Annotated in this window: 8 protein-coding genes; 2 read left to right on the forward strand and 6 right to left on the reverse strand. The window is 65.4% G+C overall.

Features of this window, described 5'->3' with window-relative positions:
• Window positions 1-7 precede the first annotated feature (7 nt).
• From gspF to C8J98_RS02200, 5 genes are all read right to left on the reverse strand, one after another.
• Complete coding sequence (gene gspF / locus C8J98_RS02180) at window positions 8-1225, reverse strand: type II secretion system inner membrane protein GspF (RefSeq protein ID WP_107910476.1); 1218 nt, start codon at window positions 1223-1225, stop codon at window positions 8-10.
• Window positions 1226-1233: 8 nt separating this feature from the next.
• The gene (gene gspE, locus C8J98_RS02185) at window positions 1234-2949 is read right to left on the reverse strand and encodes a type II secretion system ATPase GspE (RefSeq protein ID WP_233260071.1); all 1716 of its coding nucleotides are present in this window, start codon (window positions 2947-2949) and stop codon (window positions 1234-1236) included.
• A 205-nt stretch (window positions 2950-3154) separates the two neighbouring features.
• Window positions 3155-9925, reverse strand: coding sequence for an ESPR-type extended signal peptide-containing protein (locus tag C8J98_RS02190; RefSeq protein ID WP_233260072.1), 6771 nt, complete (start codon window positions 9923-9925; stop codon window positions 3155-3157).
• A 223-nt stretch (window positions 9926-10148) separates the two neighbouring features.
• A complete protein-coding gene (locus C8J98_RS02195) occupies window positions 10149-12113 on the reverse strand; it encodes a PA domain-containing protein (RefSeq protein WP_107910482.1) in 1965 nt (654 codons plus the stop codon).
• Complete coding sequence (locus tag C8J98_RS02200) at window positions 12110-12556, reverse strand: hypothetical protein (protein WP_107910484.1); 447 nt, start codon at window positions 12554-12556, stop codon at window positions 12110-12112. The genes C8J98_RS02195 and C8J98_RS02200 overlap by 4 nt, the downstream gene beginning before the upstream one ends.
• Before the next feature lie 522 nt (window positions 12557-13078).
• Here C8J98_RS02200 and C8J98_RS02205 point away from each other — a divergent pair.
• Complete coding sequence (locus C8J98_RS02205; RefSeq protein ID WP_107910486.1) at window positions 13079-13864, forward strand: TatD family hydrolase; 786 nt, start codon at window positions 13079-13081, stop codon at window positions 13862-13864.
• 127 nt (window positions 13865-13991) lie between these two features.
• On the opposite strand, the gene C8J98_RS02210 is transcribed toward C8J98_RS02205, so the two are convergent.
• Window positions 13992-15650 (reverse strand): Na+/H+ antiporter, encoded by a 1659-nt coding sequence (locus tag C8J98_RS02210; protein WP_107910488.1) that lies wholly within the window; start codon window positions 15648-15650, stop codon window positions 13992-13994.
• 449 nt (window positions 15651-16099) lie between these two features.
• Here C8J98_RS02210 and C8J98_RS02215 point away from each other — a divergent pair, with 449 nt between their 5' ends.
• Complete coding sequence (locus C8J98_RS02215) at window positions 16100-19159, forward strand: TonB-dependent receptor (RefSeq protein WP_107910490.1); 3060 nt, start codon at window positions 16100-16102, stop codon at window positions 19157-19159.
• Window positions 19160-19215 lie beyond the last annotated feature (56 nt).

Genomic DNA, 19215 nt, shown 5'->3' on the forward strand with positions numbered 1-19215 from the left:
AATACGGTCAGTTGATGTTGCTGGTGAGACTGAGCAGGGGTAGCAGGATAGCCGCCATGATGAAGGCGACCATCACGGTCATGACAATGGTCAGAGCCGGCACGAGCGCCGCCAGCAGGCGGTCGATGGCGCGCTTGGCTTCGATGTCGAAGGTATCGGCCACCTTGAGCAGCATGCTGTCGAGGGCGCCGGCTTCCTCGCCGACCTGGATCATTTGCAGCGCGAGACGCGGAAAGCGTTCCGTCTGGGCAAGGGAACTACCGAGGCCGGCGCCACCTTTGACGCGTTCGGCAGCCTGCTCCAGCGCAAGGTCGAGCGCGCGGTTGCCGGTGACCTGACGGGCAATGGCCAGTGATGAAAGCAGGGGCACGCCGTTCTTCAACAACGTGCCCAGCGTCCGCGCGATGCGCGCCGTCTCCACCTTGAGCAACAGCGGCCCCGAGACCCGCATCGTGAGCAGGCGCGCGTGGAAGGCAAGCTTCGCTTCGGGATCGCGAAGTCGAAGACGCACGAAAACACCAAGAATGAAGATCACCAGGCCAAGCGCCCACCACCAGTCGCTGATCACCGTACCCAGGGCGAGCACCACCTTGGTAATGAGCGGGATCGGCACCTGCATGTCGGCGAAGATCGGCACGAACTGCGGCACTACATAGGCCAGCAAGAGCACCAGCGAACCAAGCACGCCGACCATCAGGAAGGCGGGATAGATCAGCGCATTGATGATGCTGCCGCGCAGGGCCTGCGCACGCTCGAGATAATCCGCCAGGCGGCGCAGCGTCTCGTCGAGCGAACCACCGGCTTCGCCAGCGCGCACGAGGCTGACGTAGAGGCGCGGAAAGACACCGTTCTCTTCATCGAGCGCCGTAGAAAGTGTGGTGCCGCCACGGACACGGTCGCGCACACGTTCGACGAGGTTCTTCGCCTTCTCGCCCTCCGGGAGGTCGAGAAGGATGCCGAGGGCGCGGTCCAGCGGCTGGCCCGCGCTGAGCAGGGTAGCCAGCTGGTGCGTGAACTGGGCGAGCTGATCGCCGGTGAAGACACCCTTGCGAAACAACGCGGCGAAACCGCCACCGCTGGCCGCACCCTCGGCGGGCGCAGCCTCCAGTGGCGTGTGGCCCTGGTCCTGCAGGCGCGCGACCACGTCTTCCACCGACGCGGCTTCCATCCTGCCGGTGAGCGCTTCGCCCGCGGCGCTGATAGCTCGATAACGGAACTGGCTCATGGGAGGGCCTACGATTCCTGGGTGACGCGAAGGACTTCTTCGATCGTGGTGACGCCGGCCACGGCCTTGGCCAGGCCGTCTTCATACATCGTGCGCATGCCCTCGGCCCGCGCCTGGCGTTCGATTTCGCCGGCATCGGAACGCTGCATGACCAGACGACGCAGCGGATCGCTCATCACCAGGAACTCCATGATGGCGCGACGGCCGCGGTAGCCGGTCGGGTTGGTCGCGCTGGTCCCGGGCTTCCACAGGCGGATCGGCCGCTCGTCGGTGTACTTATGCAGATCGAACTGCTCGATGACCTCGGGCAGGGCTTCGTACGGGATCGCCGTTTCCGGATCCAGCCGGCGCACGAGTCGCTGCGCGAGGATGCCGTTCACCGTCGAGCCGAGCAGGTAGTCTTCCACGCCCATGTCCAACAGGCGCGTGATGCCGCCGGATGCACTATTGGTGTGCAGCGTGGACAGGACCAGATGTCCCGTAAGCGCGGATTGAATGGCAATGCGGCAGGTTTCGAGATCGCGCATTTCGCCGATCATGATGACGTCCGGATCCTGGCGGACGATGGAACGAAGCGCCCCCGTGAAGTCCAGGCCGATCTGTGGCTTGACCTGGATCTGGTTGATGCCTTCGATCTGGTATTCGACCGGATCTTCCACCGTGATGATCTTCACGTCGGGCGTGTTGATCTGCGCCAGTGCGGTATACAGCGTCGTCGTCTTGCCCGAGCCAGTCGGTCCGGTCACCAGCAGGATGCCGTGCGGCCGGTCGAGCACCTCGACGAAGCGGTCGCGGAAGTTATCAGTAAAGCCCAGCGAGGCGAAATCGAAGATGATCGATTCGCGGTCGAGGATACGCATGACCACCGACTCGCCGAAGCTCGTCGGCACGGTGGACACGCGCAGGTCCAGCTCCTTGCCTTGAACGCGCAACTGAATGCGGCCGTCCTGGGGCAGGCGCCGCTCCGCGATGTTGAGCCGCGCCATGATCTTCACGCGCGAGATGACCGCCGCGGTGGAACTCGACGGTGGCGCTTCCACTTCATGCAGCACGCCATCGATGCGATAGCGCACCTTGAGGTGGTTCTCAAACGGTTCGATGTGAACGTCCGACGCACGCTGTTCCACGGCACGCTGGAGAATGAGGTTGACCAGGCGGATGACCGGCGCCTCGGAAGCGAGATCACGCAGGTGCTCGACGTCATCCTCTTCGGTGGCATTGCCGTCCAGGCTTTCAACGATGCTGCCCATGGCGGAACGGCCCTGGCCATAGTAGCGCTCGATGAGCCCGTCGATTTCCGACCGCAACCCTACGCGCAGGGGCAGGTCGCGACCGGTGGCGAGCCGGACCGCTTGCAACGGGTAGGGATCGGCCGGGTCGGCGACGAGGAGCGCCAGGCCGTCTTCGCCTTCGCGCACGGGAATGACGTGGTACTGCTTGAGGAAACGAACCGACAGCTCGATATCGGCCGGGGGCAGGTCGGGGGCGTCTTTGGCGGACAGCAGGTTGAGGCCGAGCAGTTCGGCCCAGGCATCGGCCAGGTCGCGCTCGGAAACCAGGCCAAGGCGGGCCATCAGCGAGGTAAGGGTACCCTCCGGCGTCTCGTCATGCAGGCGCCGGGCCCGAACGAGGTCAGTGTCCTTAAGGCGGCCATGCGCCACCAGGTGCGCACAGACCTGAGCTTCTCCCGGTTCCCCGGTCAGCATATCCCTATGCTCAGTCATCGCAGACATGCCTTCCTCACGGTCCGTTAAAGCGGTCTATCCACGCGATCGTTCCTGACCGCGCGGGCCGCTATTGGTAGCACATACCGTGCGTCGACGGCGACCGTGAATCCCATGTTCCGCGACGTGGCGCAACAAGCGGAAGCCGGCGTCACCGCCGGCTTCCGCGCCCTCCGGGCTTACTCGTAGGATTTCGCCGGGCTGATTACCAGCCTATGCCTACGCCTACACCTCCGGAAGTCTCACCGCCGCTGATCGCGGCACCGAAAGTGAGAGTGGCCTTGGGACTGAGGCTGCGCGAGTAGCCAACCGACATCGCTCCTTGCCCCTTATACCCGCCGACGCCCACGCCAAGCCGGTTGTCGCCGTTGACGCCCTGGGTACTGAAGGCCATCTGCGACATCGCCGCGCCCATGGCGCCTACCTTGTTCAGGCGGTCGTTGAGGTCGTTGAAGCGATGGTCGACCTGGCTCTTGTACTGATCGAAGGCCCCGCCGCTCACCACGTCGCCGAACTTCTGGTCGGTGTACTGCTTGGCGCTGTTCAGGGTCGCTGCATCGCCCTGATCCGCGTAGGACTTCGCGGTAGCCACGGCCTGATCCACCTGGCCGACATTGGCCCCATCCGTGGCCGCCGTGCCAGCGGCAACGTTGGTAATACGCCGTTCGGCGCCCACCGCACCCACCGAGACCGTGTTGGCCTGGTCGGCGACCGAACCGGCGCCGAGGGCGACGCTGTTGGTCGCCGCCGCCGTCACCGTCGCTCCGTTACCAACTGCCGTACCGTTGTCGGCCCCCACGCTGGCGTTGTTGCCCACCGCGATGTCTGTCGGGTCTTTGGCGTAACTCCCCGTGCCTATGGCGATGCCATTGCCCGTCCCCGGGACGACGGCCTGCGCCGCCACTGGCGCCGCTGCCGCGACCGGCGCGGCAGGTGCCGCGGCAGCCTGTGTGACAGGCGGTGTGACCGCTGCCGCCATCACGCCCTGTGTGGTCACCGACTCAGGAGCCGCGGCGACCGCATTGCGGCGGATCGGCGTCGTCCCCGTTCCGGTCCCACCGGCCGACTTAGATTCCAGGGTGCCGACGCGGCTGTTCAGCGAGGTCAGGGCGCCATCCAGCGCACCGACCGCGTCACCGACCGTACCGTACGAGCCGCCTTGCACCCGGTAGACCGGGCCAACGAAGCCGTTGGCGCCCATCGTCGCGCCACCGCCCAGGGCCATCGCCATGGCGTTTCCTGCCACGTTCGAGGTACCCGAGAACGCACTGGAGAGTGCGGTGTTCAACTGGCCGAGGTTTACCGCGTCGTTGGTCTGTGTGCCGGATGCCACGTTGGTGATCTGACGGTTGTTGCCCGCGCTGCCCACCGACACCGTGTTAGCACGCGTCGCCAGCGAGCCGTTGCCGAGCGCGACCGAATTGACGCCCAGGGCCCTGGCGCTGTCGCCGATGGCCGTGGCTCCCGCCGCGCCGGCGTTGGCCGAGGCGCCGATCGCTGTCGACGAGGTCTTGCTCGCCGTGGCGAAGGCACCGTTGGCGGTGGACAGGTCTCCACTGGCGCTACTTCCCGCCCCGGTCGCGATGGCCAGGTCGCCCGTGGCACTCGCATCGTCCGAGCCGTCGGCAGCCCCGGTTGCCGACACGTAGTGCCTCGCGCTGCTCACGCTATCGGAGAGGTCGTTCAACTGCTGGACGTTGGTAGCGTCGGTGCCCTGTACGCCTGCCGCGACATTGGTGATCTGCCGTTCGCTGCCGCGGTCGCCCACCGACACCGTATTGGCGCGGGTGGCAAGCGAGTTCGAACCCAGCGCGACGCTGTTCGCGGCATCGCGTTGCACGGTGCTGTTGGCGCCGACGGCGACCCCGCCCGCGCCGATCGCGGTCGAGAAATCGCCCACTGCAACGCTGCTGGCACCGGATGCCCAGCTGTTGATTCCCAGCGCGGTAGCGTTTCCACCCTGCGCATAGGCGAAGTAACCCAGCGCCGTGCTACCGACACCTTCGGCAGCGGCGACGCCACCGAGCGCCGTGGCGTAATCCGCCGTGGCCTGCGCACCCGCACCGAACGCGGCGGCACTGTCGCCGGTCGCACCGGTATAGATGAGGCCCACGCCCGGCAGGTTGCTCGGCCCACCGACGGCCACCGAGCCCGCGCCCGATGCCGTTGTCGACGTGCCTACCGCCGTGGAGTAGTCGCCGGTCGCATTGGCGACGGCACCCAATGCCGTGGACTGTGCACCACTGGCGAAGGAGCCCACGCCGACCGACGTCGCCGCGAAGCCGCCCGCCTGGGAGCTCGCGCCGACCGCCGTACCACCGACGCCCGCGCTGGTCGCGCCGGTGTCGACGGGGTTGCCGCTGCCGTCCGAGATAAGAGGATTGCCGTCCTCATCGACGGCGTTGCCACCAACCGCGACACTGCCGGCACCCGTCGCCTGTGCACCTGCACCAAAGGCGGCGCTGTTCTGTCCACTGGCGGTGCTGCCGTACCCATTCGCCGTGGCGAATTGGTTCACCGCATTCGCGCCCGCACCCGTCGCCGTCGCACCCGTGCCCGACGCGAAAGCACCCGAGCCTGCGGCCGTGGCCAAATCACCCACCGCCTGCGCATCGTCGCTACCGTCGCTGAGGCCATTCGCCTTGAAATAGTGACTGGCATCGCTGACGCCACCGGCGACCGCATCGAGCTGGCCCTTGTTCACCGCATCGGTGGTTTCGGTACCCGCGGCAACGTTGGTGATCTGGCGCTCGCTCCCCGCGCTGCCTACTGAGACGGTGTTCGCACGGTCAGCCAACGAACTGGCACCGAGCGCGACCGAATTGGCTGCCGCCGCGTAGGACGACTCGCCGATGGCCGTGCTACTCGCGCCGTCGGCCCAGCTGTTCCAGCCCAGCGCCGTGGCGTAGTCGTTCGTCGCCCAGGCTCCCGCACCGAATGCAGACGCACCGACGCCGGTCGCCTGGGCGGGAATGAAGCCGAAGAAGGTGCTGCCACCCACCGCGACACTTTCATCACCCGTCGCTTGCGCGCTTTCGCCAACCGAGACACTACTCGCTCCCGTCGCTGCGCTTTGCGTACCGACAGCCGTCGAAAGATCTCCCGTGGCATTCGCCACCGCACCGAGCGCCGTCGCCTGCGCACCGCTTGCGTACGCACCCACGCCGAACGACGAGGCGGCAAAACCACTCGCCTGCGAGCTCGCACCGGCCGCCGTGCCGCCGACACCCGCGCTGGTCGCACCGGTGTCGACCGGCACGCCGCCATTCGTTATGAGCGGATTGCCTGCAGCATCTACCGCGACACCGCCGACCGCGACGCTGCCCGGGCCATTAGCCTGTGCACCGGCACCGTAGGCGGCGCTGTTCTGGCCCGTGGCGACGCTACCGTAGCCGCTTGCCGTGGCGTTCACCCCCGTGGCCACCGCGCCGCTGCCATTCGCCGTCGCGCCATCGGCGCCCGCGTAAGCACCCGAGCCGGATGCCGTCGCGTACTGACCGCTCGCCTGCGCATCGTCACTGCCGTCATTGTTGCCCGTCGCCTTGAAGTAACGCGTGGCGCCATTCACCGACGTATCAAGCTGGCCCTTGTTCACCGCGTCGGTGTCTTCCGTACCGGCGGCGACGTTCGCGATCTGCCGTTCATGACCCGCCGTGCCGACCGATACTGTGTTGTCACGGTCAGCCTGCGAATCCGCACCCAGCGCCACCGAATTTTCACCCAGCGCCCAGGCGTTCGCGCCGAGAGCCGTGGCGTTGTTGCCCAGCGCCCAGCTGTTCGTGCCGATGGCAACGGAATTGGCGGCTTCCAGACCGAACAGCCCGAAGCCCGTCTCGGCGTAGTTGCCGATGGCCACGCTGCCTTCGCCCGATGCGCTAGCGCCACCGCCGATAGCCGTCGATCCATTGCTATATGCCGACGCGCCGTAGCCCGAAGCCACCGAGAGGTCACCTGCCGCATAGGCCTGTGCACCATTCGCGGTCGCGCCAACACCCGAGGCCTCCGAAAGGAAACCAGTGGCCGTGGACTGCTCACCCTGCGCGAATGCCGCCGTGCCGAGGGCGGTGCCGAACTGGCCCTCCGCCTGAGCACTCGCACCCACCGCCGTTGAGGCAAGGCCGGACGCATTGGCCGGTCCCACTGCTTCACCGGTGGCGCTGTAGGTGATCAACGGATTGCCGTTCGCGTCCAGCGCCTGGCCACCGATGGCCGTGGCGCTGTTGGCCGAGGCCTGTGCACCGGCGCCGTACGCCGCGCTGTTTTGTCCCGCGGCGACGCTGCCATAGCCGTTCGCCGTCGCATTCGTTGCGGCGGCAACCGCACCGCTGCCGTACGCGCTCGCACCATCGGCACCCGCATAGGCACCCGAACCGGACGCCGTCGCGTACTGGCCATTGGCCAGTGCATCGTCGCTGCCATCTCCATTGCCAGACGCCTTGAAGTAGCGCGTCGCATCGTTCACCGAGGCATCGAGCTGGCCCTTGTTCACCGCGTCGGTGGTTTCGGTGCCCGCGGCAACGTTGGTGATCTGGCGCTCACTGCCGACGTCGCCCACCGACACAGTGTTCGCCCGGTCGGTATAAGAACTGGCACCGAGCGCGACGGAGTTCGCCGCACCCGCGATGGCCGATTCACCGATGGCCGTGCTGCTCACGCCGTCGGCCCAGCTGTTCCAGCCCAGGGCCGTCGCGTAGTCGTTGGTCGCCCATGCACCCGCACCGAACGCGGAGGCACCGGTACCCGTTGCCTGGGCGGGAATAAAGCCGAAGAAAGTGCTGCCACCGACCGCGACACTTTCATCACCCGTCGCTTGCGCGCTTTCGCCAACCGAGACACTACTCGCTCCCGTCGCTGCGCTCTGCGTACCGACTGCCGTCGAGAGGTCGCCTGTGGCGTTCGCCACCGCACCGACTGCCGTCGCCTGCGCACCGCTCGCATACGCGCCCACGCCGAACGACGAGGCAGCAAAGCCGCCCGCCTGTGAGCTCGCACCCACGGCCGTGCCGCCGACGCCTGCACTGGTAGCGCCAGTGTCGACTGGCAAGCCGCCATTCGTTATGAGCGGATTGCCTGCAGCATCTACCGCGACACCGCCGACCGCGACGCTGCCCGGGCCATTAGCCTGTGCACCGGCACCGTAGGCGGCGCTGTTCTGTCCGGTAGCGACGCTGCCATAACCATTCGCTGTGGCGTTGACGCCTGTGGCAACGGCGCCGCTGCCGGTCGCCGTGGCACCATCGGCACCGGCGAATGCGCCCGAGCCCGAAGCCGTCGCGTACTGACCGGTTGCAAGTGCATCGTCGCTGCCGTCGTTGTTGCCCGTCGCCTTGAAGTAGCGCGTCGCGCCATTCACCGACGTATCGAGCTGACCCTTGTTCACCGCGTCGGTGTCTTCCGTACCGGCGGCGACGTTCGCGATCTGTCGCTCGTGTCCTGCGGTACCGACCGACACTGTGTTGTCACGATCGGCCTGCGAATCCGCACCCAGCGCAACGGAGTTCTCACCCAGTGCCCAGGCATTCGCACCGAGCGCCGTGGCGTTGTTGCCCAGCGCCCAGCTGTTCGTGCCGACGGCGACGGCGTTGGCACTCTCGAGACCGAACAGACCGAAGCCCGTCTCGGCGAAGTTGCCGATCGCGATGCTGCCTGCGCCAGAGGCACTGGCACCGGCACCGACTGCCGTCGATCCCGCGCTGTAGGCGGTCGAACCGAAGCCATTGGCGACGGACTGGTCACCTGCCGCCGTCGCCTGCGAACCACTGGCCGTGGAGAAATCACCGAGCGCATTCGCCACCGCACCCACTGCGGTCGACTGCACGCCACTCGCATATGCACCGACACCAAGTGACGCGGCGGCAAAACCGCTCGCCTGCGCACTGGCGCCGACGGCCGTGCCGCCAACACCTGCGCTGGTCGCGCCGGTATCCACCGGGACGCCACCGTTGGTGATCAGCGGGTTGCCATCCGCGTCGACAGCGACGCCGCCGACCGCGACACTACCGGGGCCATTGGCCTGTGCGCCCGCACCATACGCGGCACTGTTCTGACCCGTGGCGATGCTGCCATAGCCATTCGCTGTGGCGTTGACGCCTGTGGCTACGGCACCGCTACCGGTCGCCGTTGCACCATCAGCGCCGGCGAAAGCTCCGGAGCCGGATGCCGTCGCGTACTGACCGGTTGCAAGCGCATCGTCGCTGCCGTCACCGTTGCCATTCGCCTTGAAGTAATGCGCAGCGTCACTGGTGCCTTCTGCGAGCTGGTCTACCCGCGTCGATACGCCGTCGACCTTCGTGGACAACGTGTCCACCCGCGTCGATACGCCATTTACCGAGGTCGAGACCTTGTCCAGCTGCCGCTTGTTGACCGCATCGGTGGATTGCGTGCCATCGGCGACGTTCACCAGCTGGCGCTCTTCGTTGACCTTGCCTATCGACACCGTGTTGGCGCGATTGGCGACTGATCCATCGCCGAGGGCGACGGAGTTCTTCGCCGTGGCGCTCGCGTCCGTACCGAAGGCGGAGCTGGCCGATCCACTGGCAAACGACGATTCGCCGAGCGCGACGCTGTCCGTGCCGGTGGCGCGGGCGTTCTGACCCAGTGCCGTCGACCAGGCACCGGAGGACTGTGCATTCTGGCCCAGTGCGACGCTGTAGTCGCCGCTGCTGATCGCTGCCGTGCCGACCGCCGTGCTGTAGTTGCCGGCGGCCTTGCTCGAGGTGCCGCAGGCGAAGGCATCGTCGCCCTTGGCGACCGGCGCCTTGCCCTGGATGCCAAGCAGATAACCACCGCACACGTTGCCTGCCTGCGCAGGCGCACTACCCAGCGCCAGCATCACGCCGGCGGCCAGTGGCAGCGCGGCCATCGCGGCGCGCAGACGTCGGGAGGCACCGCCCTTGCCGTTGGCTCTCGCCAGCTCCGATGCCACGACCAGGATGCCGAGCGATTTGTTCCAGACCTTGCTGTAGATGGTATTCACGTGAACCTTCCTCCCAGATGTCCGCTTATTAGCGATCGATGCGCGGGCGCGCGGCGCGCGGCCCATCGCCAGTCCGTCGCGACCGCGGCGGACGAGGTGTCCCGAAGACCGGCGGCCCGAAAGCCGTCCAGCCATCCAAACGTCGTGTCTTTTCCCCTGCCCGCGATGCGGGCCCCACGAAGGTCGAGGCCCCGGCAAACCGGGGCCTCTTCCAGGTCATGCGTCAGAGCGTGTACGCACCCAGCACACTCACACCGGAGTACGCCTTTTCACCCTTCACGGTCAGCGTCCACACGCCGGCAGCGGGCTTGGTCGCCGTGAACGGTTCACTGTTGCCCGGACGATTGGGCTGCGCTTTCACCACACCCTTCGGATCGGTCACCGAGATCGACACATCGCCCGAGCCACCGTAGGTGCGCAGGGTGAGCGTCTTCGCGTTGGCCGGTACCGTGAGCTGGTAGGCAGTGGTCGAGGCGGCGGCACCCTTCTGGTTGTTAAGGGCGGCGTTGTTGACGAGCACGATGGCCGGCGGTGCTGCCGGAGGACCCCACGCGTCGTACTGCTTTTGCGTCTCCGCATCGGACAGGCAGGCGTTGAGGCTTGTGGCCTGGCCGGCGGTAATCAGGCCGGCCGCGGCAAGCTGCCCTTCGTAGGCCCTGACACCCGCGCGGTAGGTGCCCACGTTGGCGGCATTGCCAGCGAGGATCTTCGCGTTGGCGATCACGTTGGCACCGATGATCATGCCGCCCGGCACGAGTTTCGGAATGCCCGTGTTGCAGGTGAGCAGCAACTGGTTGCTGCGGTCGATGCCCCAGCCGATGTCCTGGAACAGCGCCGGACCCAGGTCGAGGTCGATCTCACCACGAAGATCCTGGTTGATGGCGTATTCCATGATCGCGTTCGGCGTCAGGCGCGTGTCGTAATGCGAGAACGACGATCCTTCCGCGAGCACCGCCGGCGCATAGATCTGCACGCCGTCGGCATTCGTGCCGGCCAGACCGGTGCCCTTGCCCACGGCGCCGGTGAGGCCGGCGAGGTTCGCCTTCAGCGTATTGCCGTCGACCTGGCTCACCAGGATCACCGGGATGTTCACCGGCGAGACAGGCGTGCCACCCGGCGTCACTGCGGCGGGCTGGTTGTTGGCGAGAAGGACGGCTTTGGCGCCGGCGGTCTGGGCGTTGAGCGACTTCGTCGCGAAGTCGCAGGTGCCGCGATCGATCAGCGCGACCTTGCCGGCGACGGCAGAGGCGTCGGTGATGGCGGCGCAGCCATCGTTCGGCACAGCCTGCACCACGGCGCCGGAGAAGTTCGTCGCGGTGGCGGTCGGACCGAAGCTCGCCTGGGCGTACTGGTAATCGCCAGCCGCAGCGGCCGGCGCGGTTACGCGGTACACATCGGGCAGGCCGAGCGCGAGCGGCGCCTCGGCGATCACCGTCGCACCGGAGAACGCGAGATGGCCGTCGTCAACGGCGGCAGCCACACGCTGGGCCGGCGTCAGATTGTCCCAGAGCGTGCCGTCATGCTTGACGAAGAAACCATAGATGTTCGGATGCGAGTCGGCACCGCCGGGGAAGTCCTCGCCGGTCGTGAGGTCCGTGAGGTCCAGGAACCCGAGGCCATGCGACATTTCGTGCAGCACGACGTTGAGGAAGTCGATCTGCCCGGCGGGCACCTGGTGATCGAGACCCATGTACCACTTCGACCCTTCGATACAGCCGGGCTGGCCCAGTGCACCGTTGAACTGGCTCTGGATGTCGGCATTGCCCGGATCCAGGTCTTCGCCAGCCAGTGCGTCGGCCTCCGGCCCGGCATACCAGATGTTGGCCTTGGCCCCTGCCGGAAGATTGGCGGCATCAAAAGTGAAAACGGACAAGGGTCCGGATGATCCAAGCACACCGCCGGTGGCGTCACATTCCAGCGGTTCGAAGGTGGCGTTGTTGACGATCGTAACGTTGCTCTTCAGGTAAGCGCCGTGGATGTCCGCCGCGAACTGGAAGACGTTGAGCGCCTGTTGACCGAAGGTCGTGCCCGGATTGCCTCCCACGGGCGTGGCGGGCGTGTGGTCGTCGAGACCCTGGCCGGTACCTACGTCCTGGTTGACGATTTTGATCTCGGCGGCGCTGGCGCTCATGGCGCCAAACAGACCGGCCGTGAGAAGGGCTGAGTAGAGAAGGCCGCGGCGGATCATCGGGTAACCTCCGGTGCCTTGGGCGCAACCTGGGCGCCGTGGTCGTCATGGTGAATGCTGATGGAGCCGTCCGCCGCGCGTGTGGCGACGACGCTACTCATCCGCTCCTGTGGCAGGCGCATCCCCGTGGCTTTCCCGCCGCTTTGAAGGGTGACCTTGCGGATCGTCGTCTTCGCGTCGGCGTTGGTGCGCGGTTGCGTGGAGAGCGACGTAACCCGGCTCTGTCGAGCCTGGAATGCCTTGGAATAGGCGGCCCGCTCGGCATCGGTCGGTGCGCGGATCGCTCCGGTCACCGGATCGATGGCGACCTGCTGCCCGGCCTGGACCGCGCGGACCTTTGGCGTGGCCTGGGTCGAAGGTGTGTCGGCGGCCTGAGCGGCTCCCGCCATAAGCATGCCCGTCAGCACGAGGCCGATAGCCTGTGCCAGTGTTCGTGAAGTCATTACCTGTACCTCCCTAGTGCGGCGCCGGGACCCCTCCCTGCACGCCAGCCGACGAAGGCCCCCTCGCCGGCGCAAACACCTGAAGGATTCAACGTTCCCCTCAACGCAAAATCCGAAGACGACTTATGGCGCGGTACAACCCCGGATCGGCGGGTCGACGAGCGTCCCCGCGGTGCTGCGGTTTACCATCTGCATGTCCCCTTGCCCGTGGTACTGCTGGTGGACGACCGCTTGCCGGCCGCCTCACTTTGACGCCCCTTGGGACGCCCCCTGCTACTGGTTTCGAGATCCGTCTGCGCTCTCCTCGGTGTCGTCTTCTTGACGTCCGTTCTTGGAACCTAGCAGCAGGAAAATACGAACGTCAATCTTTTGACGGCAAGTTTCAGATAGGCCGAATGGCGGATGCAGGAAACCCCGTCACAGCACGTTTGTGCTGGCGTTACACCTTCCAATTCATGACCTTGCGTGGTGATAACGCTCTGGTCTTCACGTTCAAACCCTTGTCTCAAAGCGAAAGAAATCATGGACTTGATCGATATCGGAGCCAACCTGACCCACGAATCCTTTCGTCAAGACTTTGACGAAATGCTGGCTCGTGCCAGTGCGCACGGCGTGGGCCGCATGATCGTGACGGGCGCCTCGCGCGAGGGAAGCGAGCACGCATTGGCCCTGGCACAAGCCAGTGGCGGTCGCCTGTTTGCCACGGCGGGCGTGCACCCCCACCACGCCGTGGACTACGACGAAGCGACCGACGACGTGCTTCGGCGGTTAGCCCATGAGCCGGAAGTCCGTGCTGTCGGCGAAACCGGGCTCGACTACAACCGGAATTACTCGCCGCGCGACGTGCAGAGGGTGGTCTTTGAACGGCAGCTGGAAATTGCCGTCGAGGTGGGCAAGCCGCTGTTTCTGCATCAGCGCGATGCGCACCACGACTTCCTGGCCATCCTCAAGCGCTATCGCGACCGCGTTCCTGCCGTGGTTGTGCATTGCTTCACGGATACGGAGGAGGCCTTGCGCGACTACCTCGACCTGGACTGCCACATCGGCATCACCGGGTGGATATGCGACGAGCGGCGCGGCGCGCACCTGCGCGAGCTGGTGAAGCTCATTCCTGCCGACAGGCTGATGCTCGAGACCGACTCGCCTTACCTGCTGCCGAGGACGGTCCGACCCATGCCCAGGCACCGACGCAACGAGCCGATGTACCTCGCGCATATTCGTGATGAAGTGGCGCGCGATCGGGGGGAGTCGAAGGAAGCGCTGACCGAGGCTAGCGTGCGTACTACTGAGGCATTTTTTGGGCTTTGAGGCCAGCACCTTTCGCCGATGAATCGGCTCCCACACAGAGCGGAATTCTGCCTCTTGTAGGAGCCGATTCGTCGGCGATGCTCTTGGCCGGCGACACTCATGACTGAGCGCCTATCCGGCAATGCTCTTACCCGGAATGCAAACTCGTCAACGAAGCCTCGGCAAGATCAATCTCCCGCATCAACGTACGCAACGTATCGTCATTGATCTCATGGCTGCGACGCAGGTTGTATAACTCGCGTCGTTCCGCACGCAACGCCGCCAGGCGCATGACGCGCTCCGTGCCCGCTTCGGCGCGCGCCTTCTCGGGTACGTCGCCTTCATCGCCCGCCGCTTCGAGACGTTGCTGGTAGTCGGCCATCACACGTGAGGCAACACGTGAGGCCAGCGCAATGGCGTTCACGTCGCCACTTTCGTCCACACGCTGCTGTTCATCGGCGATGCCGCGCAACGCCGCTTCGGCGGACAGTGCGCGCGCCTTGCGCTCCTCGCGCACGCGCGGGTCCTCGCCGGGAAACTTCAGCCCCTTCACGGCCAGTGGCAAACCGATCGTGCCGATGACCAACGTGCAGAGAATGACGCCGCTGGCCAGCAGGATCATCAGGTGTCGCACGGGGAAAGGAACGCCCTCGCTTTTCATTAACGGCAGGGAGAGCACACCCGCCATCGTGATCGCTCCGCGCACGCCGGCAAGGGCCGTAGTCCAGACCATGCGCGTGCCTACCCTGGGACGCTTTTCGCCCCGATGCAGGGCGCGCATCAGCACGAATCTCAACGATACCCAGACCCAGATGAAGCGAAGAATGACCAGGGCAAGCGTGATCGCGAACACATAGGCAAGCAGGTACCAGAGTTCGCCACCACCCGCTTGCGCGAGATCCCCTTTCGCGCCGCCGATAATGCCCGGCAGCTGCAGGCCGAGCAGCAGGAAGATCAGGCCATTGAAGGTGAACTCGACCATGGACCAGACCGCACCGTTCTGCATGCGGGTGGCCACGTAACCGCCTTTTAGCACGTCGGTGTAGTTCATCGTCATGCCCGCGGCAACGGCCGCGAGAATGCCCGAGACCCCGAAATGCTCGGCAAGCAGGTAAGCGGCGAACGGAAGCAGCAGGAGCAGGGCCACCTGGCTGGCCGGATCCACCTCGCCACTCCAGCGAACCAGGCGTCGCCGGACGATTCCGAACGTATAGCTCACCAGCACCCCGGCAAGGACACCGCCCAGGGCCATCACCACGAAGTCCATCGATGCCCTGGCCAGGGAGAACGTGCCAGTGACTTCCGCAACCACGGCGAACTGGAGCACGACCAGCCCCGATGCGTCGTTGAGGAGCGCCTCCCCTGACAGCACGTGCATCAACCTGGAGGGAATCGGCGTCTCGCCGGTGATCGAGGTGACCGCGACGGCATCGGTCGGCGAGAGCACGGCGGCCAGGGCGAACGCGACCGCCAGGGGCACTGTCGGGATCATCCAATGGACGAAATAGCCAACGCCCAGGATCGTGAAGAAGACCAGCCCTATGGCCAGCGCCAGGATGGGACCGCGCAGAAGGAACAGTTCGCGCTTCGGGATACGCCATCCGTCGGCGAAAAGCAGCGGCGGAATGAACAGGAGAAAAAAGAGTTCGTGATCGAATTCGACATCCATGCCGAACGGCCGGGCCAGGAGAGCGCCGAAAGCGATCTGCAAAATCGGCAAGGGCAGCCGAACGGGAAGAATGCGGACGATGGCGCCGGAGACGGCGACGACGAGAAGAAGAACGAGAATCGTGATGACTAGGGCCATCCGACGACGTTAAACGGCGGGCGCCGCGGGAGGCAAGACAACTGGCACTTGCTTCGTATCTTTTTGCGATTTAGACCGCAAATACCTGCTTAGGACTTATTCCTATTGTTACGAACCGCCGTAGTACTTTACGTTGTTTTCACGCGCCGTTTCGGCGCTGTCGTCAGCTCGCCTCAGGGGACATGATGAGCGGGTGCGACTTTCGCCATGGATGACGTCTTGCACGATCTTTTTGGGGAGCAAAAGAAATGCCATACCACGCCATCGCGTGCACCCCTTTCGATTGACGACGTGACGCCGCCCGCCCGGTAAGAGGCGTTCGGCCGAACGAAATTTTTTAAGTTGGTTCTCTGCGCCGCCGGTCTTCCGGCGGAACGTCCGCGTGCCGCGCGGATGCGGACGAACTCATCCCGTTTATTCGTCACGCGTTTTTTCAGGAGGGACGTTACATGCAGTACGCAACCCGTTCAGTCGCGCCGCCGCGTCGCAAGCTCGCGCTTGCCGTGGCTTTCGCCGTATCCATCGGCGGTGCCGGCGCGGCCTTGGCGCAGAGCAACGCCACCGGTGCCATCTTCGGCTCCGCCACGCCTGGTGACGTTGTCCATATCGAGAGCTCGGACACCGGTCTGCGCCGCGATATCACTGTCGACACCGGCGGCCGTTACCGCGCCAACTCGCTGCCGATCGGCAGCTACACCGTTACCTTGATGCACAACGGCACGGCCGTCGATTCGCACAAGGGCGTGCAGACCCAGATCAGCCAGGGTACCGACGTCTCCTTCGCCGCGGCCGCCGCCGGCGCCGGCGACGCCACCAACCTCGGCAGTGTCCAGGTCACCGCCAACACCCTGCCCAGCATCGACGTCAGCTCAGTCGACTCGCGCACGGTGCTGACCGCCGACCAGTTGTCCAAGCTGCCCATCGCCCGCACCTCGATCAGCTCGATCGCCCTGCTCGCCCCGGGTACCACCCCCGCGGTCCGCGGCTACGGCAACGCGCTGTCCTTCGGTGGTTCCTCGGCTTCCGAGAACGGCTACTACATCAACGGCTTCCAGGCCACGAACCCGCTGACCGGCGTGAGCTCGCGCCAGCTGCCGTATGACGCGATCGACCAGGAACAGGTGCTGATCGGCGGCTACGGCGCCGAGTACGGCCGTTCCACCGGCGGCGTGATCAACGTCGTCTCCAAGCGCGGTACCAACGAGTGGAAGGGCGACGTCCAGGTGTTCTGGTCGCCCGACAGCCTCAACCAGCAGCCGCGCGACATCGACCTGCGCGACGGCACCAAGTACCAGCGTGGCAACCCGTACGTCCTGCGCAACCAGGAAAACCTGCAGTACTCCGGATCCATCGGCGGCGCGCTGATCAAGGACAAGTTGTTCATCTTCGCTGCGGCGGACTGGATCAGGAACTCAGGCGACTACACCGGTCCCAACACGGCCAGCGACGACGAGCATGACGTCGCCAAGACCAAGCGCTGGTTGACCAAGATCGACTGGAACATCACCGACAACAACATCCTCGAGTTCACCGGCATCGGCGACACCGAGACGAACGACCAGTCCATCAACGCCTACAACTACCAGACTGGCCGCGGCGATTATCTCGGCCACGTCTACACGAAGAACTACAACGGCACGCAGACCAATGCGACGCCGGGCGGCAACACGTATATCGGTCACTACACGGGTTACATCACCGATGACCTGACCGTCAACGCGATGTACGGCCGTTCGCACTCCGACCATAGCCAGAACATCACCTCGGCGACCGGCCAGAACTGCCCGACCATCACTGATAACCGCACCGAATTCAAGGCCAACCCGCAGACCGGTTGCACGGTCGGTGGTTCGACGTTCCTCCTGCCCGGCGCGGAAGACAGCAGCCATGGCTGGAGCGCCAACATCGAATACCGCCTGGGTGATCATGACCTGCGCGGAGGTGTCGATAACTACGTCCTGCGTGCTACCTCGGGCGCACTTCCGACCGGCGGCACCGGCTGGACCTATGCCGACGTCGGCACAGGCGCTTCCATCAAGAGCCGCCTGACCAACCTCGGCCTCGATCCGGCGCTCTACAACCCGGCTGACTTCGCCAACGGCTACTACGCCGAATCCACGGCGCTGAGCACCGGCACATCCGCCCGTACCAACCAGCGTTCGCAGTTCATCGAAGACAACTGGCAGATCACGGATCGCTGGCATGGCTACCTCGGCCTGCGTAACGAGCAGTTCACCAACTTCAACGGCTCTGGCGAGGCGTATGCGAGCGCGCGTCACCAGCTCGATCCGCGCCTGGGCGCGTCGTGGGATGTTCACGGTGACAGCTCGCTGAAGATCTACGCCAATGCCGGTCGTTACCACCTCGGTCTGCCGACCTCGGTCGCTATCCGCGGCGCCGGCCCGTCGACCTTCCCGTCGCAGTACTACGGTTTCACCGGTATCGATCCGACCACCGGCGTGCCGACCGGCCTCGTTTCGGGCCCGTACTCCGCTAACTACAACAAGAATGGCGCCAACGGCATTCCGCCGGACGCGAAGACCGTTTCCGCGCAGGGCCTGCACTCGTACTACCAGGATGAGTACATCTTCGGTTTCGATCAGCAGCTCGACAACAACTGGGTGGTCGGCGCCAAGGCCATGTACCGTCGCCTGCGCAGCCTGATCGACGATACCTGCGACTCCGCACCGCTGCAGGCATGGGGTGACCGTAACGGCCTCGGCGACGAAGTCGAAGCCGGTATCGGTCGAAGCACCGGTTGCTGGCTGTACAACCCGGGTCGCGCGAACACGTTCACCGTGTCGCCGGCTGAGGGCCAGTACCTGAGCGTGCCGCTCACCGCCGACGACATCGGCGAGCCGCGGGCCAAGCGTGCTTACTACATGCTTGACCTGTACGCCGAACATCAGTTCAGCGACCACTGGTACGCGAAGATCGACTACACCTACTCGCGTAGCTACGGCAACTCCGAAGGCCAGCTCGATTCCAACATCGTCCAGGCCGACGTGTCGACCACCGAGACCTGGGATTTCCCGGCGATCATGGAGAACACCAACGGCAACCTGCCGAACGACCAGAAGCATCAGCTGCGCATCTACGGCACCTACGCGCCGACGGATGAGTGGGCGTTCTCGACGGTCACCCGTATCGCTTCGGGCTACCCGGTCAGCTGCATCGGCACCCGTCCGGAAGCCTATGGTGGCGACCCGTACGAGTACGGCAACAGCTACTTCTACTGCAATGGCCAGCCCGCCCCGCGCGGCACCTTCGGCCGCACGCCGTGGACGTACAACGTGGACGTGAGCGCCGCCTGGAAGCCGGCCTTTGCGGACCACAAGCTGACGCTGTCGGCCGACGTGTTCAACATCCTTGGCAAGCAGCGCGTGACCCAGTACTACGAAGTCGGCGAGACCGCAGCCGGCGATCCGAACCCGCAGTACAAGCGCGCCCGTTCGTTCTCCGATCCGCGCACCGTACGGCTGGGAGCCCGCTACGACTTCACGCTGTAACGAAAACGCTTAGCTATATCGCATAACAACAACAGCAAAGCATTTCCCCGGATATT

This window comes from Luteibacter sp. OK325, from assembly GCF_003050935.1.
In the GTDB taxonomy this organism is placed as follows: domain Bacteria; phylum Pseudomonadota; class Gammaproteobacteria; order Xanthomonadales; family Rhodanobacteraceae; genus Luteibacter.

What these genes read in the sequence shown, in the direction of transcription:
- gspF (WP_107910476.1), bottom strand. Translation starts at nt 1,225, where the DNA reads ATGAGCCAGTTCCGTTATCGAGCTATCAGCGCCGCGGGCGAAGCGCTC.
- gspE (WP_233260071.1), bottom strand. Translation starts at nt 2,949, where the DNA reads ATGACTGAGCATAGGGATATGCTGACCGGGGAACCGGGAGAAGCTCAG.
- C8J98_RS02195 (WP_107910482.1), bottom strand. Translation starts at nt 12,113, where the DNA reads ATGATCCGCCGCGGCCTTCTCTACTCAGCCCTTCTCACGGCCGGTCTG.
- C8J98_RS02200 (WP_107910484.1), bottom strand. Translation starts at nt 12,556, where the DNA reads ATGACTTCACGAACACTGGCACAGGCTATCGGCCTCGTGCTGACGGGC.
- C8J98_RS02205 (WP_107910486.1), top strand. Translation starts at nt 13,079, where the DNA reads ATGGACTTGATCGATATCGGAGCCAACCTGACCCACGAATCCTTTCGT.
- C8J98_RS02210 (WP_107910488.1), bottom strand. Translation starts at nt 15,650, where the DNA reads ATGGCCCTAGTCATCACGATTCTCGTTCTTCTTCTCGTCGTCGCCGTC.
- C8J98_RS02215 (WP_107910490.1), top strand. Translation starts at nt 16,100, where the DNA reads ATGCAGTACGCAACCCGTTCAGTCGCGCCGCCGCGTCGCAAGCTCGCG.